This window comes from Streptomyces sp. NPDC050263 (assembly GCF_040655955.1).
Taxonomy (GTDB): Bacteria; Actinomycetota; Actinomycetes; order Streptomycetales; family Streptomycetaceae; genus Streptomyces.
Genome location: NZ_JBFAKW010000082.1, coordinates 18,300 through 41,077, shown reverse-complemented (window position 1 = coordinate 41,077; position 22,778 = coordinate 18,300). Strand labels below are relative to the sequence as shown.

At 71.6% G+C, this 22,778-nt stretch carries 22 protein-coding genes and 6 tRNA genes; 10 read left to right on the top strand and 18 right to left on the bottom strand.

The genetic code is table 11. The features are described 5' to 3' along the window. Positions 1-154 precede the first annotated feature (154 nt). The 4 genes from AB0J04_RS30240 to AB0J04_RS30225 are packed head-to-tail and all read right to left on the bottom strand — an operon-like array spanning position 155 to position 3,979. Positions 155-766 (bottom strand): hypothetical protein, encoded by a 612-nt coding sequence (locus AB0J04_RS30240; RefSeq protein ID WP_363171744.1) that lies wholly within the window; start codon positions 764-766, stop codon positions 155-157. A gap of 5 nt (positions 767-771) precedes the next feature. Next, positions 772-1,689 (bottom strand): carbohydrate ABC transporter permease, encoded by a 918-nt coding sequence (locus tag AB0J04_RS30235; RefSeq protein ID WP_363171743.1) that lies wholly within the window; start codon positions 1,687-1,689, stop codon positions 772-774. Beyond that, the gene (locus AB0J04_RS30230) at positions 1,689-2,690 is read right to left on the bottom strand and encodes a sugar ABC transporter permease (RefSeq protein WP_363171742.1); all 1,002 of its coding nucleotides are present in this window, start codon (positions 2,688-2,690) and stop codon (positions 1,689-1,691) included. Before AB0J04_RS30230 ends, AB0J04_RS30235 begins: the two co-directional genes overlap by 1 nt. Beyond that, complete coding sequence (locus AB0J04_RS30225) at positions 2,690-3,979, bottom strand: extracellular solute-binding protein (protein WP_363171741.1); 1,290 nt, start codon at positions 3,977-3,979, stop codon at positions 2,690-2,692. Before AB0J04_RS30225 ends, AB0J04_RS30230 begins: the two co-directional genes overlap by 1 nt. Before the next feature lie 672 nt (positions 3,980-4,651). Here AB0J04_RS30225 and AB0J04_RS30220 point away from each other — a divergent pair. Further along, on the top strand, positions 4,652-4,930 hold the full coding sequence (locus tag AB0J04_RS30220) for a hypothetical protein (RefSeq protein WP_363171740.1): 279 nt from the start codon (positions 4,652-4,654) through the stop codon (positions 4,928-4,930). Positions 4,931-5,177: 247 nt separating this feature from the next. Here the strand turns inward: AB0J04_RS30220 and AB0J04_RS30215 are convergent. Both AB0J04_RS30215 and AB0J04_RS30210 read right to left on the bottom strand, forming a co-directional pair. After that, positions 5,178-5,249: transfer RNA gene (locus tag AB0J04_RS30215), tRNA-Val, on the bottom strand. A gap of 77 nt (positions 5,250-5,326) precedes the next feature. Then, positions 5,327-5,788 (bottom strand): TIGR02611 family protein, encoded by a 462-nt coding sequence (locus AB0J04_RS30210; protein ID WP_363171739.1) that lies wholly within the window; start codon positions 5,786-5,788, stop codon positions 5,327-5,329. A 191-nt stretch (positions 5,789-5,979) separates the two neighbouring features. Here AB0J04_RS30210 and AB0J04_RS30205 point away from each other — a divergent pair, with 191 nt between their 5' ends. Further along, a complete protein-coding gene (locus tag AB0J04_RS30205; RefSeq protein ID WP_004002642.1) occupies positions 5,980-6,393 on the top strand; it encodes an SsgA family sporulation/cell division regulator in 414 nt (137 codons plus the stop codon). A 296-nt stretch (positions 6,394-6,689) separates the two neighbouring features. Further along, entirely contained in the window at positions 6,690-7,250 is a 561-nt protein-coding gene (locus AB0J04_RS30200; RefSeq protein ID WP_363171738.1) for a CGNR zinc finger domain-containing protein, read from the top strand. 104 nt (positions 7,251-7,354) lie between these two features. Here AB0J04_RS30200 and AB0J04_RS30195 read toward each other — a convergent pair whose 3' ends face one another. Together AB0J04_RS30195 and AB0J04_RS30190 are read right to left on the bottom strand one after the other, a co-directional pair. Continuing rightward, positions 7,355-7,558, bottom strand: coding sequence for a hypothetical protein (locus tag AB0J04_RS30195; RefSeq protein ID WP_093774321.1), 204 nt, complete (start codon positions 7,556-7,558; stop codon positions 7,355-7,357). A gap of 143 nt (positions 7,559-7,701) precedes the next feature. Then, a complete protein-coding gene (locus AB0J04_RS30190; RefSeq protein WP_363171737.1) occupies positions 7,702-8,148 on the bottom strand; it encodes a hypothetical protein in 447 nt (148 codons plus the stop codon). A 264-nt stretch (positions 8,149-8,412) separates the two neighbouring features. On the opposite strand from AB0J04_RS30190, the gene AB0J04_RS30185 reads away from it, so the two are divergent. Next, complete coding sequence (locus AB0J04_RS30185) at positions 8,413-8,976, top strand: DsbA family protein (RefSeq protein ID WP_363171736.1); 564 nt, start codon at positions 8,413-8,415, stop codon at positions 8,974-8,976. Positions 8,977-9,008: 32 nt separating this feature from the next. On the opposite strand, the gene AB0J04_RS30180 is transcribed toward AB0J04_RS30185, so the two are convergent. The 3 genes from AB0J04_RS30180 to AB0J04_RS30170 all read right to left on the bottom strand — a co-directional run bounded on the left by AB0J04_RS30180 (position 9,009) and on the right by AB0J04_RS30170 (position 11,809). Next, positions 9,009-9,833, bottom strand: coding sequence for a GNAT family N-acetyltransferase (locus AB0J04_RS30180; protein WP_363171735.1), 825 nt, complete (start codon positions 9,831-9,833; stop codon positions 9,009-9,011). Positions 9,834-9,920: 87 nt separating this feature from the next. Next, entirely contained in the window at positions 9,921-10,742 is an 822-nt protein-coding gene (locus AB0J04_RS30175; RefSeq protein ID WP_363171734.1) for an aminodeoxychorismate lyase, read from the bottom strand. After that, positions 10,739-11,809 (bottom strand): chorismate-binding protein, encoded by a 1,071-nt coding sequence (locus AB0J04_RS30170; protein WP_363171733.1) that lies wholly within the window; start codon positions 11,807-11,809, stop codon positions 10,739-10,741. The genes AB0J04_RS30175 and AB0J04_RS30170 overlap by 4 nt, the downstream gene beginning before the upstream one ends. 189 nt (positions 11,810-11,998) lie before the next feature. Here AB0J04_RS30170 and AB0J04_RS30165 point away from each other — a divergent pair. The 5 genes from AB0J04_RS30165 to AB0J04_RS30145 all read left to right on the top strand — a co-directional run bounded on the left by AB0J04_RS30165 (position 11,999) and on the right by AB0J04_RS30145 (position 12,447). Continuing rightward, positions 11,999-12,071 (top strand) — tRNA-Gly (locus tag AB0J04_RS30165). Positions 12,072-12,110: 39 nt separating this feature from the next. Then, a tRNA-Cys gene (locus AB0J04_RS30160) sits at positions 12,111-12,184 on the top strand. Between the two features lies 1 nt (position 12,185). Further along, positions 12,186-12,257 (top strand) — tRNA-Val (locus tag AB0J04_RS30155). Between the two features lie 23 nt (positions 12,258-12,280). After that, a tRNA-Val gene (locus tag AB0J04_RS30150) sits at positions 12,281-12,352 on the top strand. 23 nt (positions 12,353-12,375) lie between these two features. After that, positions 12,376-12,447: transfer RNA gene (locus tag AB0J04_RS30145), tRNA-Val, on the top strand. 65 nt (positions 12,448-12,512) lie between these two features. On the opposite strand, the gene AB0J04_RS30140 is transcribed toward AB0J04_RS30145, so the two are convergent. The 4 genes from AB0J04_RS30140 to AB0J04_RS30125 all read right to left on the bottom strand — a co-directional run bounded on the left by AB0J04_RS30140 (position 12,513) and on the right by AB0J04_RS30125 (position 14,692). Continuing rightward, on the bottom strand, positions 12,513-12,806 hold the full coding sequence (locus AB0J04_RS30140) for a zf-TFIIB domain-containing protein (RefSeq protein WP_363171732.1): 294 nt from the start codon (positions 12,804-12,806) through the stop codon (positions 12,513-12,515). An 81-nt stretch (positions 12,807-12,887) separates the two neighbouring features. After that, on the bottom strand, positions 12,888-13,823 hold the full coding sequence (locus tag AB0J04_RS30135; RefSeq protein ID WP_363171731.1) for an aminoglycoside phosphotransferase family protein: 936 nt from the start codon (positions 13,821-13,823) through the stop codon (positions 12,888-12,890). Between the two features lie 201 nt (positions 13,824-14,024). Beyond that, a complete protein-coding gene (locus tag AB0J04_RS30130) occupies positions 14,025-14,219 on the bottom strand; it encodes a hypothetical protein (protein WP_351907957.1) in 195 nt (64 codons plus the stop codon). 197 nt (positions 14,220-14,416) lie between these two features. Beyond that, positions 14,417-14,692 (bottom strand): hypothetical protein, encoded by a 276-nt coding sequence (locus AB0J04_RS30125; RefSeq protein WP_363171730.1) that lies wholly within the window; start codon positions 14,690-14,692, stop codon positions 14,417-14,419. Positions 14,693-14,888: 196 nt separating this feature from the next. On the opposite strand from AB0J04_RS30125, the gene AB0J04_RS30120 reads away from it, so the two are divergent. Continuing rightward, positions 14,889-16,238 carry a serine/threonine-protein kinase gene (locus tag AB0J04_RS30120; RefSeq protein WP_363171747.1) on the top strand — a complete coding sequence of 450 codons (1,350 nt, stop codon included), beginning with the start codon at positions 14,889-14,891 and terminating at the stop codon, positions 16,236-16,238. Here AB0J04_RS30120 and AB0J04_RS30115 read toward each other — a convergent pair whose 3' ends face one another. The 3 genes from AB0J04_RS30115 to cobT form a co-directional block, all read right to left on the bottom strand. Then, complete coding sequence (locus AB0J04_RS30115; protein WP_363171728.1) at positions 16,239-17,057, bottom strand: RNA methyltransferase; 819 nt, start codon at positions 17,055-17,057, stop codon at positions 16,239-16,241. A gap of 77 nt (positions 17,058-17,134) precedes the next feature. Further along, positions 17,135-18,367, bottom strand: coding sequence for a uroporphyrinogen-III C-methyltransferase (gene cobA / locus AB0J04_RS30110; RefSeq protein WP_363171727.1), 1,233 nt, complete (start codon positions 18,365-18,367; stop codon positions 17,135-17,137). A 141-nt stretch (positions 18,368-18,508) separates the two neighbouring features. Then, positions 18,509-22,480 carry a nicotinate-nucleotide--dimethylbenzimidazole phosphoribosyltransferase gene (gene cobT / locus AB0J04_RS30105; RefSeq protein ID WP_363171726.1) on the bottom strand — a complete coding sequence of 1,324 codons (3,972 nt, stop codon included), beginning with the start codon at positions 22,478-22,480 and terminating at the stop codon, positions 18,509-18,511. Positions 22,481-22,778: the final 298 nt, after the last annotated feature.

The following is a 22,778-nucleotide window of genomic DNA, read 5'->3' as shown; positions in this document are numbered from 1 at the left end:
CTCGTACTGGACGTACTTGGGCTTTCGGCCGGTGCGGCGAGAGTGCGTGCCGGGCGTCGCGACGGGGCGAACGTTGCCTGCCGCGGCACTAGTCAGGGGCATGACAGAGCGAGGTGCGGCGCCCGTCCCGGACGCCGACCTTGGGTGACTGCCGTCAGCGGTCGCGGTACCGCTGTTCCACGGCCACGGCCGCCGCCGCGACGGCCCCCAGGACAGGGACCGCCAGCGGCGCGACGAACCAGGCGGACAGGGCCACCACGGCCAGCCCGCCGACGACGAGGAAGGAACCTGCCGGGTCGAGCACCGTCCGGCGGCCCGCCTGCCGCAGCAGGTCCCGCCAGGTGGCGTCCGGCGTCCATACGGCCGCCGCCCGCAGTCCGGCGACGGCGAGCCCGATCAGCGCGAACACGCCGACGGCGCCGACCAGCGGCCCGCCGGGAAGCCCGGCCCGTACAGCCTGGACGTCGACCCAGACCGCGGCCACCGCGAGCCAGCCGGCGAGCCCGGCGAGCCAGCCGCCGCGCACGGCCGCGCGAAAGTCGCGGGCGAACTCCCGCCAGCCGCCGCCCTGGTGGGCGGTGTGCCGACGCAGGTGGCGCGCCCCGGCCGCGAAGGCCGCCGGGTAGGTGACCACCCCGAGCGAGGCCACGGCGATCCACACGCCGGTGAGCAGACACTCGGCGAACACGCCGAACCGCTCGGCGACGACGGACTCCTTGCGCGCCCGGCGGGCGGGGTTACGGGCCTTCACACGCGCCTCGGACATGCCGGTCAGCCCTTCAGCCCGGACGTCGCCATGCCGTCGATCAGATAGCGCTGGAAGGCGAGGAAGAAGGCCAGCACCGGCAGGAGCGCGACCAGCGACATCGCGATCATGCCGCCGTAGTCGGCCACGCCCTCCTGGTCCACGAACATCTTCAGCCCGAGGGAGACCGTGTACTTGTCGGGTTCGTTGAGGTAGATCAACGGCCCCATGAAGTCGTTCCAGGAGTTGATGAAGGTGAAGATCGCGCTGGTGATCAGGGCCGGACGGCACAGCGGGAGGACGATCGACCAGTAGATGCGCAGATGCCCGCAGCCGTCGAGCCGGGCCGCCTCGTCGAGCTCCTTGGGCAGGTTGCGCATGAACTGCATCATCAGGAAGACGAAGAACGCCTCCGTGGCCAGGTACTTCCCGAGCAGCAGCGGCGTGTACGAGTTGATCATGCCCATGTTGCGGAACAGCACGTACTGCGGGATCAGCAGCACGTGGTAGGGCAGCAGGAGCGTGCCGATCACCAGCGTGAAGAGCAGGTTGCGGCCCGCAAACCTGATCCGCGCGAAGGCGTACGCCGTCAGCGAGCAGGAGAGCAGGATCCCGATCACGGAACCGACCGCGAGCGTGAGCGAGTTGAGGAAGAACGTGGAGATCGAGATGTCCGCGATGCCCTCGGACAGCCGGGTGTAGTTCGAGGTGATCGGGGAGCCCGGGAAGAGATCCAGGCTGCCGACGATGTCCTCGCTCTTCTTGAACGAGCCGCCGATGACCCAGACCACGGGGTAGAGGATCACGGCGAGGATCGCGAGGGAGCCGAGGTGCCAGGCGAGCGATCCGGGCAGCCTGCGCCGGAACGCGCCGCCCTTCGTCGACTTCGTGGACTTCGTGGACGGGGTCGAGGCCGGGGCGATCTCGGTGGCCTGTGCGCTCATCAGGCGCCCTCCTCGTAGTGCACCCAGCGCTTCTGGGACCAGAACAGCACCGCCGTCACCAGGGCGACCGCGATGAGCAGCATCCAGGCCATGGCGGACGCCAGACCCATCCGGCTGTTCTCGAAGCCCTGGACATAGAGGTAGCAGGTGTAGACCATCGAGCCGTCCGCCGGACCACAGGCGTTACCTCCCGCGCCGCCGCCGACGATGTACGCCGAACTGAAGATCTGGAAGGAGTGGATCGTCTCCAGCAGGACGTTGAAGAAGAGGACGGGGGAAATCATCGGCAGCGTGATGTTCCAGAACCGCCGCAACTGGCCGGCCCCGTCGACCTCGGCCGCCTCGTACAGCTCCCGGGGGACCTGCTTGAGGCCCGCCAGGAAGATGACCATGGGGGCGCCGAACTGCCAGACGGTGAGCGCCACCAGGCTGTAGATGATCATCTCCGGGTCGCCGGTCCAGCCGCCGACGTCGATCCCGAAGAGCTTCTGCGTACGGTCGACGATCGCGTCGTCCGAGAAGATCGCCTTCCAGACGATGGCGACCGAGACACTCGCCCCGATCAGCGACGGCGCGTAGAAGGCGGCCCGGTAGAAGGCCTGCCCGCGCCGCTTCTGGGCCAGCAGCAGCGCCACGCCGAGGGCCGCGAGCAGCTTGAGCGGCGTCCCGACGACGACGTACCACATCGTCACCTGCACCGAGTGACGCCAGCGCGGATCGCCGAACATCTCGGAGAAGTTGTCGAGACCGATCCACCTGGGCGCGTCGAACAGGTTGTAGTCGGTGAACGCGAAGTAGAGCGAGGCGATCATCGGGCCCGCTGTGAGCAGCAGGAAACCGGCGATCCACGGAGACATGAAGAGATAGCCGGCCAGGTTCTCCCGACGGCCCCGCCGCTTGAGTTCGGCGGGGCGCGGGGAGTTCACCGGACCGTGCCGCGGCTCGGAGTCCTTGGCCAGGCCCTCCACCATCGCAGGGGCGTGTGTCACGGCGGTTCCCATCAGCCGGCGAGAGCCGTCTTCGACTCGGTGAAGAACTGCTTGACGGCCTCGTCCACCGAGCGCGTGCCCAGGGCGAGCTCCTCGGCGATCCGCAGGAAGGCCGACTCGCAGATGTCCGCGCCGTTCGGGTGCGGGGTGATCGGTTCCAGGACGCCCGAGGCGACGAGGGACTCCTCGTACGCGGCGATCGACTTGTTGACCTCGTCGGTCGGCTTGAACGCGTCGAACTGGGCCTGCGTCGCGGGCACCCCACGGTCGTAGCCCATGATCTTGGCGACCTCGGGCTCGTGCACCATGAAGTCGATGAACTGGGCGACCTCCTTGGGGTGCTGCGTCCGCTTGGAGCCGCTGAGCATGAGAGAGCCGAGGTACTGGCCGGTCTTCTTGCCGTCCGTGGTCGGGATGGGAGCCAGTCCGTACTCGCTCTTGCCCTCGGAGGTGTAGCGGACGGTGAAGTTGTCCCAGGTGAACTCACCGGCGGCGAGTTCCGCGGAGACGGCCGACTTGGGCTTGACCTGGGCGACCTTCTTGGCGTCGGCGTAGATGCCGTCCTGGACGCCCTGCTTGGCCTTCGTCCACCAGTCCGTCAGATCGGCCTCGGTGAAGCCGAGTCCGTCGTCCTTGAAGAACGCCTTGCCGTTCTGACGCAGGTAGAGGTCATAGAGGTACATGACGCCGTACATGCCGCTGTCGCCGGCGCGCCCGGTCTTGTCACGGATCTTCGCCATCGCCGCGTGGAAGTCGTCCCAGGTCCAGCCCTGCTCCGGCTTGACGCCCGCCTTGGTGTAAACGGGCTTGTCGATCACCAGCGCCATCGAGTTGGAACCGACCGGAACTCCGAGGAGTTTCCCGTCCACCTCGCCGAACGTCGCGAGGCCGGCCCGGAAGCCCTCCGTGGAGAGGTTGCCCGCCTTGACCTGCTCGCTGAGATCCAGCAGTACGTTCTTCGCGTCGTATTTCCGCAGGAATCCAATGGCATTCTGGAACACGTCCGGCGGATTGCCACCGGAAGCCTGGGTGTTGAACTTCTTCCAGAAGTCGAGGTACGGCTGAAAGTCCGTTTTCACCTTGATCTTCGGGTACTTCTTCTCGAAGAGCGCGATGGTCTTGTTGATGCGCTCCGCGCGGTCCTCGGAACCCCACCACGCGTAACGGATCGTCACCGTCCCGTCCGACGAGGTACCGCTGTCGCCCCCGCACCCGGTGGTCGCCGCCAAGCCCAGCGTGACCGCCGTGGCTCCCGCGGCCTTCAGAACCGTACGCCTCTCAACATTCCTGCTGGTTCCCACAGTCGGGCCCTCCCCGCAGCGTCGTTGCCGCTTGCATGAATCGTTTCAAGAAAGCGCTTGCTGGCACAAGGTACGAGGGGCTTGAGGGAGCGTCAATGATTCGGACAGGATTTTCTTGTGAGACGGCGGTGCGGCGACAGGGGTGCGCGGCGAGCACTCGACGCCCGAGATGTGACGAACTCCCTGGCGAGAGGCTTGCGTTCGGGCAATCGAACAGAGGATCAGACCGCGAGCGACGGAGTGGGACGACTGAAATCCGCCTGCGCGGACGGGGGATGTGGGGCGGGCGGGACGAATGACGCACGGAGGGAGGCGAGTTGACGGCGTGACAGCACGGCATGGCTGGATGAGGGGGCGCAGGGCGCGCGGTCAGGTGGTAAGGGGGTGAGGTGGGGACGACTGCGGACGGTCACCGCTCGACTTGACGATCAGGGTGACGCCGGGGCCTGGGGCCTGGGGCCTGGGGCGATGACGGACGACCGCGCGGATCGGGTGCGCGTTTTGAGGTGCCACGAGAATCGGGGGCGCGAGCTCGGGGCGGCGGCATGAACGGCGGTATGAATCGTTGCTTGAGCTCTGCTGTGACGCCCGAATCGGGGGCCGGGGGCTGACGGGGCACGCGATTCGGAGGCGGAGGCCGAGGCTGGCGCGCAGGTCAACGCCGACGCCGACGTGGCGACTGCCGAGGCTGGCGCGCAGGTCAACGCCGACGCCGAGGTGGCGGCTGCCGAGGCTGGCGCGCAGGTCAACGCCGACGCCGACGTGGCGACTGCCGCCGCCGATGCCGAGATGGCGACTGCCGCCGCAAGACGCGGTGCGCGCAGTTCACGACTGCCGCAGCTCACCGCGGCCGCAGTTCGCGACGACCGTATGAATCGGAGGCCGAGCCCAAGCCATGCCACGCGCATCGCAGCCCGTTCCCGTGACGTGCCGCGCAAATCGGAGCCTTAGCTCATGCGTGCCGCGCGCATCGAGCCCTGGCTGACACGCGGCGCGTGCACCGGAGCCCTGGCCGACACGTGCCGCGCGCCCCGAGCCCTGGCTGATGCATGGCGCGTGCATCGGCGCCCTCGCTCATGCGTGGCGCGTGCATCGGAGGCTGAGCCGTCGCGTGGCGCGTGCATCGGGGACGAGCTCCTGGCGCTCGCACGAACGACGTCGGCCCGTCTGCGGATTCGCAGACGGGCCGACGTTCCGGTGGGCGATACTGGGTTCGAACCAGTGACCTCTTCGGTGTGAACGAAGCGCTCTCCCACTGAGCTAATCGCCCGGACGCAGGGAGAACATTACCCCATGTCACGGGGTGGCTGTGACCACGGCCGACCGCTCCCGCGCCGCCGCGGCGGATCACTGGTCCTTGATGTTCCAGGGCATCTCGAGGCCGAACTTCCACAGGTAGACACCCATGAGAACGCCGATGATCACCAGGCCGATCGAGGTCAGGATGATGTTGCGGCGCCGCACCTTCGGGTCGAGGGCCCGCTGGGCGGCCTCGGTGACCTTGCGCTTGGTCCAGCGGAGCACCAGCTGGGCCCAGACGAACTCGGTCGCCCAGATCGCCATGCCTCCGAAGATCACGACCCAGCCCGGACCGGGCAGCGGCAGCATCACGATGCCGGCCCCCACGACGGCGAGGCCGAGGACGAAGACACCGACCTGCCAGCTCAGATGCAGCACGCGACGCGCCTTGACGAATTCGGGGGCTCGGGAGCCGAGCCCCTGGCCCTGCTGCTCCTCCGCCGCGCCACCCGGTTTCGACCCGTCCGCCGCCACTACCGCCTCGCCGACCTCGTCACTCCCCGTATTCATACAGCCAAACCCTACCCGAGAGATTCCGGTCACCGGAATGGTGGTACTTCGCGAACGCGCCCTCGGCCGGAAGAGTTACGTAAAGGCACGCAAAACACTCAGAGGGGTTTACAACGGCACCGTAGGTGGCATGTCGATTTCGCCGACGTGCGAATCCCCGAGCGCACACTGAGCGAAAGGCCCTGGCGCTTATGAACACCACGGTCAGCTGCGAGCTGCACCTGCGCCTCGTTGTGTCGAGCGAGTCCTCCCTGCCTGTCCCCGCAGGCCTGCGGTACGACACGGCCGACCCCTACGCCGTGCACGCCACCTTCCACACCGGAGCCGAAGAGACCGTCGAGTGGGTGTTCGCCCGCGACCTCCTCGCCGAAGGCCTGCACCGGCCGACGGGCACCGGCGACGTCCGCGTCTGGCCGTCGCGCAGTCACGGTCAGGGCGTCGTCTGCATCGCACTGAGCTCCCCGGAGGGGGAAGCTCTGCTCGAGGCCCCTGCGAGGGCCCTGGAGTCCTTCCTGAAGCGGACGGACGCGGCCGTGCCCCCGGGCACGGAACACCGGCACTTCGATCTCGATCAAGAGCTCTCGCACATCCTGGCGGAGAGCTAGGGCGAGGCTCACACCGAGCCGCCCGGCGCCGTCCACTCGGGGAGACGGCTCGGGCCACGACAACCGAATAGGGATGCGTCGACGCCGTGCCACGGGATTCCGTGGTGCGGCGTCGGCGCGCGTAGGGGCCCTGCCGGGCCGCGTCCAGCGCCGTACAGGCCCGGCTTCCCGGGCTTCCGGACTTCCCCGGCCCAGAGAATCGGGGGCACGATCGGACAAGGTTCGACCGCCCGGTGCGGCTACCATCGGCCAGCATCGGCGGGCGCCCGCCCGACCCCCAGGCCAGGGAGCGAAACGTGCTGATCACCCACGACACCCGGTGTGCGCTCGATGCCGTGGTGGATCTGGTGAACACCGCACCGGAGGACGACACGACTCCGGACGCGCTGCCGGATGTCGCCACCCTCGCGGATTTCGTACGGAAGCACGAAATCAGTGACGTCGGTACGCTGTCCGAGTTCGACCTGTCCGCGGTGCGCAAGGTCCGCGGGCGGTTCGCCGGGATCTTCGCCGCGTCGGATCCCCGGACCGCCGCCTCACTGATCAACGAGTTGGTCGCCGCCGCGGGCACCACCCCGCGCCTCACCGATCACGACGGCTACGACTGGCATGTGCACTACTTCGCGCCCGGTGCCTCCATCGCCGACCACCTGGCGGCCGACTGCGGGATGGCGCTGGCGTTCTTCGTGGTCGCCGGTGAGGAAGAACGGCTGCGGCGCTGTGAGGCCCCGGACTGCCGACGCGCCTTCGTCGACCTCTCCCGCAACCGGTCCCGCCGGTACTGCGACAGCCGCACCTGCGGAAACCGCCTGCACGTGGCCGCCTACCGGGCACGCCGCAAGGAGGCCGCGGGCTGAGCGTGCCGTCTCCGTCCCGGCATGGGGCGGCGCCCGACACCGCTCGGGTGGTCCTCGATGCCGGCGCGGCCCCGGCGGGTGACGCCGGGGACCGCGGGTAAGGCTCAAAGCAGCAGCAGGTCATGCAGCGAAGCCATGAGCAGCAGACACCCGATCACCGCAAGGAAGATCATCAGCGGTGGCTGGGAAAGGGCGAAGAGGCACCCGCGCGGCTCGTCCTTGGGCGGCGCGGCGTCGCTCTGTGTCGTGTCCAGCATCTCGCGGGCGATGATGACGCAGGTGACACCCCTCGCGCGATCAACACGCACGGAATGAGCGGGTGTTCGCCGGATTCCGTGACGTCGGTTTCAGGCCGTGATCACTTCCGCGCACGGGCAGGCCGACTGTGTCGTTTCAATCCCGGGCGGCCTCGCCCGGCCCGTGTCACGCACCGCGCTTCACGAGTCGCGCCTCATATGCCGTGTTTCTTGAGGATGGCCTCGATGTCGCTGAAGTCTTCCGAGGCGCCGGTCGCCCGGGGCGCCGGCGCGGGGCGGGACGCCGGGCGGGAGGCCTGGCCCAGGGAAGGCGCCGAGGCGGTGGGGGCCACGGCAGGGGACTGTGCCGCGCGGGCCGCCGCCTTGCGTTCCCTGCGGGTGCCGCCGCGGTGGCGCTCCACGGCGCGGGTGGTGGCGAAGAGGGCCCAGGCCCCGCCGAGCACGGCGAAGCCCGCCCAGGCCGTGGGGCTGAACGCGGTGTCGGCGACCCATTCGACGACGCCCGTCATCACGAGGCCGAGCGGCACGAGGGCGTAGGCCGCGATGCGGGCGGCCGCCAGGAAGCGCTTGCGGTAGGCCGTGACCACCGCGATGCCCAGGCCGGCCGCGGCGACGGCGGAACAGACGGTCTCGGCAATCATCCGGTTCCTCCAGGCGTGGCTGTCTCGGGCAGGGTTGCGAACGACTCGGCGCCACAGCCGTCGGGCGCACGCTTCGTCCCTTCCATCCTGCACCTGCGCACCGCTCTCGGGCCATGCTCCGGCCGGACATCAGGGACATCTCCGGGTCGGCTCCTCCGCAGGTGCCGCACGAACACGCTCCTCGGGGTCGTGGAAGACCTCCCTGGCGTGCGGTCGGAGCCGTCCGGATTGGGGCGGTCGGGCTGGGGCTGGAAGACTGACGTCATGAGCGACTCGCCCCCCTCCCCCTCCCCCTCCGCCGCCCACGCGGCCTCCGCCCCGGCGCCCGCCGGTCCCGCCGTCGTCCTCGACGTCTGGTGTGAGCTGCAGTGCCCGGACTGCCGTGGCGCCCTGGACGACCTGCGGGCCCTGCGTGAGCGCTACGGCGACCGGCTGGAGCTGCGGCTGCGGCACTTCCCGCTGGAGAAGCACAAGCACGCCTTCGCCGCCGCGCAGGCCGCGGAGGAGGCGCTGGAGCAGGGCCAGGGGTGGCCGTACGTCGAGGCGGTGCTGGGCCGGGTCGAGGAGCTGGGCCGTAAGGGAGAACCCTTCCTGGTCGAGATCGCCGGCGAACTCGGGCTCGACGCCGAGGAGTTCGACACCGCGCTGATCGACGGCCGGCACATTCTGATCGTGGACGCCGACCATGCCGAGGGCAAGGCGATCGGCGTCACCGGCACCCCGACCTACGTCATCGGCGGCGAGCGCCTCGACGGCGGCAAGAGCCAGGAGGGGCTGCGCGAGCGCGTCGAGGAGATCGCCGACCGGCTGCTGGCCGAGCAGGGGTGACGCAACGGGCTCCGCAGCGGTGGGCTGTGGGCTCAGAGCAGGTTCTTGTACATCGAGTAGCCCACCGGCACGTACCCCAGCGACTCGTACAGCCGCTCCGCCGGGGTGTTGCCGGCGAAGACGTTGAGGCCCATGACGCGCTTGCCGGCCGCGACGGCCTGGGCCTCGGCCAGCAGCATCAGGGAGCGGCCGTGGCCCCGGCCGCGGAAGGCCTCGTCGGCCTCGACGTCGAAGACGAACGCCTTGTCGTCGGCGATCGACACCCAGAGCGTGCCGACCTGCTCGCCGTCGTGTTCCAGGACGCTGAACCGCATGTTCTCCGTCGTCCGTCCCTGCGGCAGCAGTACGTCGTGGTCCCGTCGTGATCTGGCCCAGGCCTCTTCCTCGGGCACCCCGCGGTCGGTCCAGTCCTGGGCATAGACCTCGATGCCGTGTTCGAGCCAGGGCGCGAACTCGGCTTCCGTCATGGGCCGGGGCCGACTGCCCGCGGGCAGTCGAGGCGCGGTGTCGCCGAGGGGTTTCTCCATGCCGCGGTTGCGATGGACGTAGCCGAGCGCCGTCACCAGCCGCAGTGCGGCCTCCGCCGTGGCGGGCACCCTGAGCTCGATCCGCCGACAGCCCCAGCCGCGGGCCACCTCCTCGGCGGCCAGCGCGGCCACCGTGCCCCGGCCGCGCCCACGGTCCGGTTCCTCGATGCGCAGGTCCTGGATCTGTGCGACGCCGGGCCCGAAGACCGGGGACGTCGCGAGGTGGACCGCTCCGACGGGACGGCTGTTCACGCATACCTGGTAGTGGCGCGACAGCGCCCCGTCGGTGGCGCGCTGAAGCGGCTCGGTCGGCCGCAGAGTCGTGGTCATCAGGGGCTTTCTACCCGCCGTACGGACCGACGTCAGCCTGTTTTCCGTGCCCCTTACGGATCTTTCCCCCACAGATCCGGACCGACCCTAGGGGTCGAGGTCGTCCCCGGCCCGCTCGGTGAAGATCCGCATCGCCTTGGCGGTCACCGGGCCGGGTGTGCCCGGGAGTTCGCGGTCGTCGACGCGGTGGACGGCCTGGACGTCGCGCAGGGTGGAGGTGAGGAAGACCTCGTCGGCCCGCTCCAGCACGTCCAGCGGCAGGTCGGTCTCGCGGGCGCCGGTCCACTCGACGGCCAGCTCGCGGGTGATGCCCGCGAGGCAGCCGGAGGCGAGCGGCGGGGTGTGGATCTCGCCGTCCAGGACGACGAACACGTTCGAGCCGGTGCCCTCGCAGAGCTGCCCGACCGTGTTGCCGAACAGCGCCTCGCTCGCGCCGTGCTCGTCGGCGCGGGCCAGGGCGACGACGTTCTCGGCGTACGAGGTCGTCTTGAGCCCGGTGAGCGCGCCGCGCTCGTTGCGGGTCCAGGGGACCGTGATGACGGCCGTGGAGTCGGCGCGCCGGGTGGTCTCGCCGAGGGCGACGAGGAGGGTGGGTCCGCGATCGCCGCGGTCGGAGCCGAGGGGGCCGTGCCCTCCGGTGTAGGTGATGCGCAGGCGGCCGAGCGGCATCGGGTTGGCCTCGATGACGGCGGCGCAGGCGCGGCGGACCTCGTCGTGGTCGGGGTCGGGCAGGCCGAGGCCGCGCGCGGAGCGGGTCAGCCGGTCGAGGTGACGGGTGAGCGCGAACGTGCGGCCGTGCGTCGCCTTCACCGTCTCGAAGATGCCGTCGCCCACGGTCAGCCCGTGGTCGAAGACGGAGACACGGGCGGACTCGGCGTCCTGCAGCCCGCCGTCGAGCCAGATCTTCACGTCAGTCCCTCTCCCTCGGCCTCGCAGGAGGCCGTGACTTCGTACGCTCCCGACGCTACCGCGAGCAGCCGGGAGGCCTTCAGCTCGGTCTCCTCCCACTCGGCCTCGGGGTCGGAGCCCCAGGTGATGCCCGCGCCGGTGCCGAACCGCAGCACGGCGGTACCCGTGTCGGCGCGGTCGATCCAGAAGGTGCGTATGCCGACGGCCAGCTCGCCCGTGCCCCGGTCGGCGTCGACCCAGCCGATGCCTCCGCAGTACGGGCCGCGGGGCGCCGTCTCCAAGGCTTCGATGATCCGCAGGGCGCTGGACTTGGGGGCGCCGGTGACCGAGCCGGGCGGGAAGGCGGCGTCGAGCAGTTCGGGCCAGCCGGCGCCGTCGGGGAGTTCGCCGCGGACCGTGGAGACGAGGTGGACCAGCCCCGGGTGCTTCTCGACGGCGCAGAGGTCGGGGACGGTCACGCTGCCGGTGGCGCAGACCCGCCCGAGGTCGTTGCGGACGAGGTCCACGATCATCACGTTCTCGGCGTAGTCCTTGTCGAGGAGGTCCGCCTCGGTGCGCCCGGTGCCCTTGATGGGTCCGGACTCGACGATCCGCCCCTCGCGGCGCAGGAAGAGTTCGGGGGAGGCGGTGGCCGTCTCGATGCCGCGAGCGGGGAGGCGAATCGTTCCTGCATAAGGCGCGGGGTTACCCCGGGCCAGCAGGGCGGTCAGTGCGTCCACGTCGGCGTCGGCCGCCACCGGCGCGGTCAGCACGCGGCAGAGATTGGCCTGATACACCTCGCCCGCCGCGATGTGCTCACGGATGCGGCGGACGCCCGCCGTGTACGTGGCGCGGTCGAGCGACGACGTCCAGTCACCGGCCGCGGGCCCCCGCCAAGCCCCCGGCACCGGGTCCGGCACGGGCTCTTCGCGCACGTCGGCGAAGCGCGCGCAGACCGGACGGCCCTCGAAGTCGGCGCAGACGGCCCAGAAGCCGGCGCCCTCGAGAGCCGCGGGATCGCTGGTCACGTCGAGGAGGCCGGTCGCGACACGGGAGCCGAAACGGGCGAGGGGTGGGAGGTCGAGCACGTTGTCGAGTCTATGGCGGGCGTCCCGGGGGTGACGGGGGCATGTCCCGCAATGTCCCGGCCAGGGGCCTGACCAGGTCCGCGAGCGGACGCAGCGCAGCACGCTGCACAAACGCGTTTTTGTGCTGGCCCGGGAATCCGCTAGAGTTCAACACGTCGCCGCGACGCGCAAGCCGAGTGGAAACGACAAGCGGACGTAGCTCAGTTGGTAGAGCGCAACCTTGCCAAGGTTGAGGTCGCCAGTTCGAACCTGGTCGTCCGCTCGCAGGAAGTGGGGGGATCTTCCCGAACCCCACACTCCTGGTGGAGTGGCCGAGAGGCGAGGCAACGGCCTGCAAAGCCGTCTACACGGGTTCAAATCCCGTCTCCACCTCCAAGGACGATTAGCTCAGCGGGAGAGCGCTTCCCTGACACGGAAGAGGTCACTGGTTCAATCCCAGTATCGTCCACTGATCCGGTTCATCGGGTCCTCGCGCGATTAGCTCAGCGGGAGAGCGCTTCCCTGACACGGAAGAGGTCACTGGTTCAATCCCAGTATCGCGCACGCAGCACGCACCACCCCCTCCCGGACGATTAGCTCAGCGGGAGAGCGCTTCCCTGACACGGAAGAGGTCACTGGTTCAATCCCAGTATCGTCCACACGCCGAGAGCCCCCGGCCGCCTTCGCGGTCGGGGGCTCTTCCGTTGCCCGTCAGGCTGTCCGGTCAGCTGGAGAACAGCATGCGGCCGAAGCTCTTGTTGCGGTGGTGGCCGCCGTGGTGGCCCCCGTGGTGCCCGCCGTGCGGAGCGCCCCAGGCGGGAGCGACCGGGGCGGCCGGATAGGCCTGCGGGGCGGCCGGGGGCGGCGGCGCCTGCTGGCTCCACTGGCCCTCCAGGCGGGTCAGCGCCTCCAGCTCGCCGTAGTCGAGGAATATCCCACGGCAGTTGCTGCACTGCTCGATCTGGACGCCGTTGCGGTTGTAGGTGTGCATCTGAGCATGACACTTCGGGCACTGCATGGTTCGGCTCAACTCCTCGCCGGTCGGTGCTGTTTCGCCTGCCGCCAGGACAGACACTGTCCGGCTGCGGTCGGTTGCACCCTACTTCGCGCGGCTTGCCGCGAACCGCGGGGGGACAAAACCCATTCGGGCACAGGCGTCGACCAGGCACTGCTCGACCTCGTCCAACGACCGGTCCTCCGCCACCGACTTGGTCACAGCACGTGCCGCACCCTGCACAGTGAGTGCGCGCGCCGGGACGTCCAGGGCGGTCCAGGGGTCGCCGGCCTCGGGGACGGCGGGGCCGCCCGCGGCCCGGTAGGCGGCCAGGAAGCGGGTCCACTCCTCGGGCGGGAGCAGACCGCAGGCGTACCAGGCGGCGGGGCGGGCGAGGTCCCAGGCCGGGACGCCGACGCCGAGATCGTCGACGTCGATCAGCCGCCAGGGGCCGTCGGGGGCGGGATGGCGGACGAGCTGTCCGAGGTGGAGGTCTCCGTGGCAGAGGGTGGTCGCGTCGGGCATGGGGGCCTCGGCGCGGGCCCAGCCGGGGAGCGCGCGCCAGGCGCTCAGGACGGGCGCGACGGCGGGGTGCGAGCCGGCGGCGCGCAGCCGGGCCACCGCGTGCGCGGCCTTGGCGGGGCCCCGCATCGGCGGGAGCGCGGTCGGGGCGGGGGTGCGGTGCAGACGGGCGAGCAGGGTGGCCGCGGCCTCCCAGGGGGCCGCGTCCGGGTCGTCCGGGTCCACCGGGGCGCCGTACGGCCAGAAGGTCACCAGTCGGCCGTGCAGCCGGGTCGGCGCCGGCGTGAGCGGCGGCAGCAGGACGTCGGGGAGGCGGACGGCGGTGACCAGGCGTGGGGCGAGGTCGGCCGGGTCGGTGTCGGGGGCGTGTGCCTTCGCGACGGTGTCGGCGTGCCGGACGACGGTGGCGTCGGGGCGGTCCGCGAGGGTGGCCGCGCCGCAGGAGCAGGCCGCGGCGGTGTCGTGGGCCTGGGCTCCGGCGCGGAGGGTGAGCTCGGTGAGCAGGGGATGTGCGGTCACGGGGCTCCCTGGGCGGCGGCGTGCGGTCTCCTCGCGAGGGTACGCAGAAGGCCGCTGGAACCGTCCGCCGGGGAAAAGCAATGCAGGCGCAGCTCCCCAGCTGCGCCTGCATTTTTTGCCGTCCGCCGCACCCCCGTCCCCACGGGGTTTCATGGGTGGATGTCCCCGCCCGGACCGCTCTTCCGGGCCTGGGGTCGCCTCTCAGCGCCCCAGCATCACTCCCACGGACGACGCCTGTGTGGCCACTGTCTCCCAGCCGTCGAAGACGACGAGGAGCAGGACCGCCAGGGGAAGGGCCATCAAGGTCGCCACCAGGGGGTGGCGGCGGCCCGTGCGGCGGGAGTACGTGGTGCGTCCCTGCGTGCGGATCGTCGTCCGCGGTGCCGTAAGGGCCATGGTCCCTCTCCTGACCTGATCAGTTGTCGTTGGCAGCGGCGGGTGTCTGACCTCGGGGGACGAGTGCTGCACCCGCCGCTTGACCTCAAATCTAGGCGGGCGGCGGGCGTGGGACGTCATGCCCTCGTACCGATTGCCGGGCCTCCCGGAGGATGAGCCGTGACCTGGGGACTACTCCCCTGGGTGGAGACGAAGTCCTAGGTCTCGGGGTCTTCCCGGAAGGGGTGTCCGGTCCAGACCGGTTTCTCCGAGCTGTCCTCGCGGGGGACGGGGTGCTCGACCAGGGCGAGGACCCTGTTCGCCATGAAACGGGCCGTGCGGACCGGCGTGCCGGTTCTGGTGACTTCGCTCACTTCCACCACCCCTCTGCGGACCGCCGACTCCACTCGGCGGCCTGCTCTGCTCGCCGTCACCTCATAGGTGCGGGTCGTGTCGCCGGCGTCGACGACTATCTCCACTCGGTCACCCTTCACGGGTTCAATCCCCCTTCTGTGACAGGTGGTTGAGGTCACAAAGCCGCCAAAGCGCGCCTGCTCGCAGGCCTCCTGACCACCCTTCAAGTCTCCCACCGGGCACTGACAATCGATCGGTACGAGAGGGCGCGGCCTCTGCGCGCGAACGGCCGTGGAAACGTAAGCTGTGCCACGTCACACGGACCGGGCAGCGGGGATGAACATGGCGATGATGCGCCTGAGGCGCGAGGACCCGCGCGTCGTCGGCTCGTTCAGGCTTCACCGACGGCTCGGCGCGGGCGGGATGGGCGTCGTCTATCTGGGGTCCGACAAGAAAGGGCAGCGGGTCGCGCTGAAGGTGATCCGGCCCGATCTGGCGGAGGACCAGGAGTTCCGGTCGCGGTTCGCGCGCGAGGTGTCGGCCGCCCGGCGGATCCGGGGCGGGTGCACGGCGCGGCTGGTCGCGGCGGACCTGGACGCCGACCGGCCGTGGTTCGCCACCCAGTACGTGCCCGGGCCCTCGCTGCACGACAAGGTCAACGACGACGGGCCGCTCGGGGCCGCCGAGCTCGCCTCGATCGGGGCCGCGCTGTCGGAGGGGCTCGTCGCCGTCCACGAGGCCGGGGTCGTGCACCGGGACCTGAAGCCGTCCAACATCCTGCTCTCCCCCAAGGGCCCGCGGATCATCGACTTCGGCATCGCCTGGGCGACGGGCGCCTCCACGCTGACGCATGTCGGCACGGCGGTCGGCTCCCCCGGGTTCCTCGCGCCGGAGCAGGTGCGCGGGGCGCTGGTCACCCCGGCCACCGACGTGTTCTCGCTCGGCGCGACGCTCGCCTACGCCTCGACCTCCGACTCGCCCTTCGGGCACGGCAGTTCCGAGGTGATGCTGTACCGGGTGGTGCACGAGGAGCCGCAGCTGCACGGCGTGCCGGACGCGCTGGCCCCACTGGTGCGCGCCTGTCTGGCGAAGGATCCCGAGGAACGGCCCAGCACGCTCGATCTCTCCCTGCGGCTGAAGGAGATCGCGACCCGCGAGGCCCAGGGTCTGGCGGACTCGCGGCCTCCGGTCCCGCGGGCGGCGGAGGCGGACCGCCCCACGGGACGGCTCTCCGAAACCGGTTATCCGGAGCGCGCCCTGCGCCAGCCGGGCGGGCCGGGCACCCCGCCGCCGCGCAACGGGGCGCCGTCCTCGCGCGGTGGTTCGGTTCCTTCGCGGGGCGGGGCGCCGGTGCGTGGGGGAAGCGCCTCCCGTGGTGGCAGTGCCTCGTCGTCGCGGTCCGGGGCCCGGCCGGCGCCCGGCTCGCGCAACACCCGTCCCGGCACCGGCAGCCGGCCGGCGCCCCGCGGCGGGCGTCCGGGTCCGAGAACCAAGGGGGGCCTACGGCGGCCGGCCAACCCGCGGCTGCTGCGCCAGCGGCTGTTCGTCTTCGTCGTCGTGACCCTGTTCGTCGCGCTCGGCATCGCCGTCGTCCAGGGCTGCGACGGCCCGGCGCGCGGACTGGGCGGGGACGGCCGCGTCGTCCGGCACGAGCAGCAGCCCGTGCGGCCCGGGGGTCTGCCCTAGTCAGGGCTGCGGGCGGCCCGTCGCCACTGCGTAGAAGGCGACCGCGGCCGCGGCTCCCACATTGAGGGAGTCGACGCCGTGGGACATGGGGATGCGGACCCATTCGTCGGCGGCGACCAGTGCCTGGGTGGAGAGGCCGTCTCCCTCCGCGCCGAGCATGAGGGCCACCCGGTCCATCCGGTGCGGGGCCGCCTCGTCGAGGCTGCGGGCCTTCTCGTCCGGGGTGAGGGCGAGGAGGGTGAGGCCGGCCTCGCGGACCGAGTCGAGGCTCTTGGGCCAGGTGTCCAGACGGGCGTACGGGACCGAGAAGACCGCGCCCATCGAGACCTTCACGCTGCGGCGGTAGAGGGGGTCCGCGCAGTCCGGGGAGAGCAGCACCGCGTCCATGCCGAGGGCGGCGGCGGACCGAAAGATCGCCCCGATATTGGTGTGGTCGTTCACGGATTCCATGATCACGACCCGGCGGGCCGTCTGGAGGAGTTCGGCGGCGGTCGGCAGTGGCTTGCGCTGCATGGAGGCCAGCGCGCCGCGGTGGACGTGGTAGCCGGTGACGCGTTCGGCGAGCTCCGGGCTGACGGCATAGACCGGCGCCGGGAGCTCGTCGATGACGTCGCGCATGACGTCGACCCACTTGGCGGAGAGCAGCATCGAGCGCATCTCGTACCCGGCGCCCTTGGCCCGGCGGATGACCTTCTCGCCCTCGGCGATGAACAGGCCCTCGGCGGGCTCGCGCTTGCGGCGCAGCTCGACGTCGGTCAGGCCGGTGTAGTCGCGCAGGCGCGGGTCGTCGGGGTCCTCAACGGTGATGAGATCGGCCACAGGGTGATACTGCCTTGTCCTGGGTGTGGTGCCAACGGCTCGGAACGGTTGTGTTACCCGCGGTTACTCGGAGGTGGTCACTCGGACGCCCGCGGGCCGACGGCGACGACCGCGCCGACGACGATGACCGCCGGCGGCCTGACCTCCTGGTCGCGGACCGTCTCGGCGACCGTCGCCAGGGTCGCGTCGACGCGGCGCTGGGCGGCCGTCGTGCCCTCCTGGACGAGCGCGACCGGGGTGTCGGGCGACTTGCCGTGCGCCACGAGCGTCTCGGCGATCTTCCCGATCTTGTCGACGCCCATCAGGATCACCAGCGTGCCGGTGAGCTTCGCGAGGGAGGGCCAGTCGACCAGGGAACGCTCGTCGTCGGGGGCGACATGGCCGCTGACCACGGTGAACTCATGGGCGACGCCCCGGTGGGTGACCGGGATGCCGGCCGCGCCCGGCACCGAGATCGAGCTGGAGATGCCCGGGACGACCGTGCAGGCGATGCCCGCCTCGGCGAGCGCCTGGAGCTCCTCCATGCCGCGGCCGAACACATACGGGTCGCCGCCCTTGAGGCGGACGACCGACTTGCCCTGCTTGGCGTGCTCGATCAGCGCGTTGTTGATGGCCTCCTGGGCCATGTAACGGCCGTACGGGATCTTCGCCGCGTCGATCACCTCGACGTGCGGCGGGAGTTCGGCGAGGAGATCGCGCGGACCGAGCCGGTCGGCGATGACGACGTCCGCCTCGGCGAGGAGGCGGCGGCCGCGGACCGTGATCAGGTCGGGGTCGCCGGGGCCGCCGCCGACCAGCGCGACGCCGGGGGTCCGGGTGCGGTGGTGGGGGGCGACGAGGGTGCCGTCGCGCAGGCCCTCGACGACCGCGTCGCGGATGGCGGCGGTGTGGCGGGGGTCGCGGCCGCGGGCGTCCGTGGTGAGGACGGCGACCGTGACGCCCTCGCTGTGGCCGGTCGCCGGGGTCCAGGCGGTCGCGGCGTCGGCGTCGTCGGAGCGGACGCACCAGACGCGGTGGCGTTCGGCCTCGGCGGAGGCCCGGGTGTTCGCCTCCGTGTCGCCGGTGGCGATCAGGGCGTACCAGGCGTCGGCGAGGTCGCCTTCGGCGTAGGCGCGCCTCGTCCAGGTGATCTCGCCCGCGTCCGCCATGGCTTCCACCGAGGGGGTGGCCTCGGGGGACACGAGGTGGATGTCCGCGCCCGCTGCGATCAGCGCGGGGAGGCGGCGCTGGGCGACCTGGCCGCCGCCGAGGACGACGACCCTGCGGCCGGTGAGGCGGAGGCCTACGGGGTAGGCGGGGTGTTCGGCCATGAGGTGCGGCTCCTCGAACGGGCAGAGAGTGGGCGCTGCGGCTCTGGAGCGGCCCTGACGTGCCGATTTTAGAGGTGGCTTCAGCGTACGGCGGGGTCGGGGGGCACGCAGGAGCGCAGGCCCGCCGACCCCGCAAAAGTCCTACTTCTCGGTGACCCCCGCCGAGTCGAACGTGGCCACCTCGTGCATCGCCCGCGCCGTGCTCTGCACCAGCGGGAGGGCCAGCAGCGCGCCCGTGCCCTCGCCGAGGCGGAGGTCGAGGTCGACCAGGGGGCGCAGGCCCAGCTTGTTCAGGGCGGCCACATGGCCCGGCTCGGCACTGCGGTGCCCGGCGATGCAGGCCGCGAGGACCTCGGGGGCGATGGCGCGGGCGACCAGGGCGGCGGCGCCGGCGCTGACGCCGTCCAGGATGACGGGCGTGCGCAGCGAGGCACCGCCGAGGAGGAGGCCGACCATCGCCGCGTGTTCGAAGCCGCCGACCGCCGCCAGAACGCCGATCGGGTCGGCCGGGTCCGGCTGATGGAGGTCCAGGGCGCGGCGGACGACCTCGGTCTTGCGGGCGAGGGTCTCGTCGTTGATGCCGGTGCCGCGGCCGGTGACCTCGGCCGGATCGGCGCCCGTGAAGACCGAGATGAGGGCCGCGGACGCGGTCGTGTTGGCGATGCCCATCTCACCTGTGAGCAGCGCCTTGTTGCCGGCCGCCACCAGGTCGCGGGCGGTCTCGATGCCGACCTCGATGGCCTGCTTGGCCTCCTCGCGGGTCATCGCGGGACCGGTGGTCATGTCGGAGGTGCCCGCACGGATCTTGCGGGGCAGCAGACCGGGGGTCCCGGGCAGCTCGGACGCGACGCCGACGTCCACCACGCAGACCTCGGCGCCCACCTGGGACGCGAAGGCGTTGCAGACCGCTCCCCCGCCGAGGAAGTTGGCGACCATCTGGGCCGTCACCTCCTGCGGCCAGGGGGTCACGCCCTGGGCGTGCACACCGTGGTCGCCGGCGAAGATCGCGACGGCCGCGGGCTCCGGGATCGGCGGCGGGCACTGCCGGGACAGGCCGGACAGCTGCGCGGAGATGATCTCCAGCATGCCGAGCGAGCCCGGCGGCTTCGTCATGCGCTTCTGACGCTCCCAGGCCTCGCCGAGCGCCTTGGCGTCCAGCGGGCGGACACTGGCGACGGTCTCGGCGAGCAGGTCGTGCGGGTCCTCGCCGGGCAGCGCGCGACGGCCGTACGTCTCCTCGTGGACGACCCAGGACAGCGGGCGGCGCTTGGCCCAGCCCGCCTGCATCAACTCGGGCTCGTCCGGGAACTCGTCGACGTAGCCGACGCACAGGTAGGCGACCACTTCGAGGTGGTCGGGCAGGCCCAGCCCGCGGACCATCTCCCGCTCGTCGAAGAAACTGACCCAGCCGACGCCGAGGCCCTCGGCGCGGGCCGCGAGCCAGAGGTTCTCGACCGCGAGCGCGGAGGAATACGGCGCCATCTGCGGCTGCGTGTGCCGGCCCAGGGTGTGGCGACCGCCGCGGGTCGGGTCGGCGGTGACGACGATGTTCACCGGGGTGTCGAGGATGGCCTCGATCTTCAGTTCCTTGAACTGCTTCGCCCGGCCCTTGGGCAGCGACTTCGCGTACGCGTCGCGCTGGCGCATCGCCAGTTCGTGCATCGCGCGCCGGGTGTCGGCCGAGCGGATGACGACGAAGTCCCAGGGCTGCGAGTGGCCGACGGAGGGCGCGGTGTGGGCGGCCTCCAGGACGCGCAGCAGCACCTCGTGCGGGACGGGGTCGCCGCGGAAGCCGTTGCGGATGTCCCGGCGTTCCCGCATGACCTTCAGGACCGCCTCGCGCTCGGCGTCGTCGTACGCGGGCGCGGCGGGGCCGGTGGACTCTCTGACTTCTTCCACGGCGGCCGGGGTCTCCTCCTGGTCGGCGGCCCTGGTCTCCAGGTCCTCCGGGCTCTGTGCGACATCGGGGTCGACGTCCGGTGCGACGTGGGGGTCCACGTCGGCCTCCTGCTCCGCGTCCGGGATCGCCGGGTCGGGAGCGGGGGCGAGGGCGGGAGCAGGGTCGGCGGCGCGGGGGACGGGGACCGTGACAGGAGCCTGCTGGGGTTCCGCCGCAGCCTCCGCCGCTGCCTCCGCCTCGGGAGCCGGCTGCTCCTCGGTGGGGAGCACGATCGGGTGCGACGGGGTCGGGGCCAGGTGCGGGGTGGTGGGCACCGTGCCTTCGACCTGCACGAACTCACCGAGGGGCTCCTCGACGAGCGGCTCCTCGACCACGTGCTGCACTGGTACGGACTCTTCGGCCGAGGGCTCCTGGGCCACGGGCTGCTCGGCCACCGGCTCTTCGGCGACGGGCTGCTCGGCCACCGGCTCTTCGGCGACGGGCTGCTCAGTCGTCTCCTCGGCCACCGGCTGGTCCGTTGCGGGCCGGTCCGGCTGGGGGTCCGGGGTGGCGACGAGCGCCTCGGCGGGCGGCTCGGGTGAGGCCGCTGCGGGCTGGAGAGGCTCCGGGGGCAACTCGCTCTGGGGCGACTGCTGTTCGGGCAGATCCTGCGGGAGCTGCGGGGCCGCGACCGCCTCCACGAGGGGGGCCGCAGGGGGCTCGGGGGCGACGACGGGCGCCTCTACGGGCGGCTCCGTGGTCTCCGTCGGCTCCGCCGTCTTCGTCATCTCGGCCAGGGGTTCCGGCTGCGGCTCGGGCGCCGGCTCCGATACCAGTTCCGATTCCGATTCCGATTCCGGTACCGGTTCCACGATGGCCACGGGGGCCGGGGCCTCGTGCGCGACCTCGGGCTCCGGCTGCGGCTCCGGCTCCGGCTCCGGCTCCGGCTGAACTTCCGGGACCGGCTGGACGGCGAGCTCGGGCTCCGCCTGCTGGGCGGGGACCTCGGCGAACCGGACGGCTTCCGGGGCGGCGGGCTCGGCGACGACGGCCACGGGTGCGGCCGGTTCCTCCACGGGGGCCGGGGTCTCCGGGGTCACGGTCGCCGCGGGCTCGGGGGTCTCGGCCGGGTCGGGAACCGAGGCCTCGGGAACGACGTCGACGACCGGAACCGGCACCGCCTCCGCCGCGGGGACCTCGGCGACCTGCTCCTGAAGCCGGGGCTCCTCGGCGGCGATCACCTCCACGGCGTTCGCCTCGGGGACCTCCGGTACCTGCTCCACCGTCTCGACCGGGGCAGGCTCGACGGCCTGTACCGCCTGCACGGCCTCCGGTGCTTCCGGTGCCTGCGGTGCCTGCGGTGCTTCCATCGGCGGTTCGACGACCGGCTCCGGGGTGACGTCCGCTGCCTGGTCCTCGCCGGGGACGGGGACCTCGGCCGCGATCTGTCCGGCGTCCGCGACCGGGTATGCGGGAGCCTCCTCGGCCTCCGCCATCATCGCGGCGCCGAGCAGCTGGCCGGGGTCGACGACTCCGTACGTTTCAGAGCCGCCCGGGACGGCCGCCTCGGGTTCCTGCGGGACAGCCGGCACGGTCGCGGCGATCGCCTCCGTCGCCACGCGGGCCACCGCGGCCTGGGCCACGCCCATCGGCTCGGCCGGTGCCGGAGCAACCGTTTCGGCAGTCGTCACCCCGGAAGCGACCGGTCCCTGGACCGTGGCCTGGGCCGTGGCCTGCGCGGCGCCCCAGGGGGACGCGCCCTGGAGGGGCATCTCACGCATGGCCGGCGCGTCCAGGTACTCCGGGCCGGACGCGGGCGCGACGGGCTGGCGTACCGGCGCGTCCGCGGGGCCGCGGTCGGCCAGGGAGCGGACCGGGCTGGCGGAGGCGTCGGGGATCGGCGGGCCGAGGTGCAGCGGACGGCGCGGGGCCGACTGGGGCGCCGACGGGCTCGGGAGGCGGACGGCGCTGAGGTCGACCGAGCCGCTGTCGCGGCCGGCCGTCTCGTGCGGACCCGGCTCGTGCACCACCGTCTCGACCACCGGTTCGGGCGCGGGCGGCGCCACCTCGTTGCCCCAGGCGCTCTGGGCGCCCGGCAGCAGCAACAGGTCTTCGTCCTCGGCCGTGGTGTCGGAGAGGTAGGTGTACGCACCGTGCGCGGAGGCGCCCGGCTGCTCCACCATGCCTGCGCTCTCCGGCAGCCCCTCGGCCGGGATCTGGCCGGTGTCGGTCATGCGTAACCCCTCGCCCATCGGTTAGTGCTCCTACGACCCGCTCACCCGGAGCGGCGCACCGACCGCCCCGTAGTGAAGAACGAGCGTCCGTGCCCAGCGGCACGAACGACCCGCCCGAAAAAGCGACAAAGCCATTCAGTGGCATTGTCCCGGCCGTCGTCGCATCGCGACAGCTTGATCCGCGACGCTCCGCTGTGGACTGCGCCACGTTGCGCGCCCTCCGGTACTGCCGTACCACACCTACCCCAAAAGGGATGCGTTTTCCGGACATTGACCGACGAAGTGCCGGGCGAACGGA

Bases quoted from the DNA above. Each gene is read 5' to 3' on its own strand.
- AB0J04_RS30240 (WP_363171744.1), bottom strand. From the start codon at position 766: ATGTCCGAGGCGCGTGTGAAGGCCCGTAACCCCGCCCGCCGGGCGCGC.
- AB0J04_RS30235 (WP_363171743.1), bottom strand. From the start codon at position 1,689: ATGAGCGCACAGGCCACCGAGATCGCCCCGGCCTCGACCCCGTCCACG.
- AB0J04_RS30230 (WP_363171742.1), bottom strand. From the start codon at position 2,690: ATGGGAACCGCCGTGACACACGCCCCTGCGATGGTGGAGGGCCTGGCC.
- AB0J04_RS30210 (WP_363171739.1), bottom strand. From the start codon at position 5,788: ATGAATACGGGGAGTGACGAGGTCGGCGAGGCGGTAGTGGCGGCGGAC.
- AB0J04_RS30205 (WP_004002642.1), top strand. From the start codon at position 5,980: ATGAACACCACGGTCAGCTGCGAGCTGCACCTGCGCCTCGTTGTGTCG.
- AB0J04_RS30190 (WP_363171737.1), bottom strand. From the start codon at position 8,148: ATGATTGCCGAGACCGTCTGTTCCGCCGTCGCCGCGGCCGGCCTGGGC.
- AB0J04_RS30185 (WP_363171736.1), top strand. From the start codon at position 8,413: ATGAGCGACTCGCCCCCCTCCCCCTCCCCCTCCGCCGCCCACGCGGCC.
- AB0J04_RS30180 (WP_363171735.1), bottom strand. From the start codon at position 9,833: ATGACCACGACTCTGCGGCCGACCGAGCCGCTTCAGCGCGCCACCGAC.
- AB0J04_RS30140 (WP_363171732.1), bottom strand. From the start codon at position 12,806: ATGCAGTGCCCGAAGTGTCATGCTCAGATGCACACCTACAACCGCAAC.
- AB0J04_RS30130 (WP_351907957.1), bottom strand. From the start codon at position 14,219: ATGGCCCTTACGGCACCGCGGACGACGATCCGCACGCAGGGACGCACC.
- AB0J04_RS30120 (WP_363171747.1), top strand. From the start codon at position 14,889: ATGAACATGGCGATGATGCGCCTGAGGCGCGAGGACCCGCGCGTCGTC.
- cobA (WP_363171727.1), bottom strand. From the start codon at position 18,367: ATGGCCGAACACCCCGCCTACCCCGTAGGCCTCCGCCTCACCGGCCGC.
- cobT (WP_363171726.1), bottom strand. From the start codon at position 22,480: ATGACCGACACCGGCCAGATCCCGGCCGAGGGGCTGCCGGAGAGCGCA.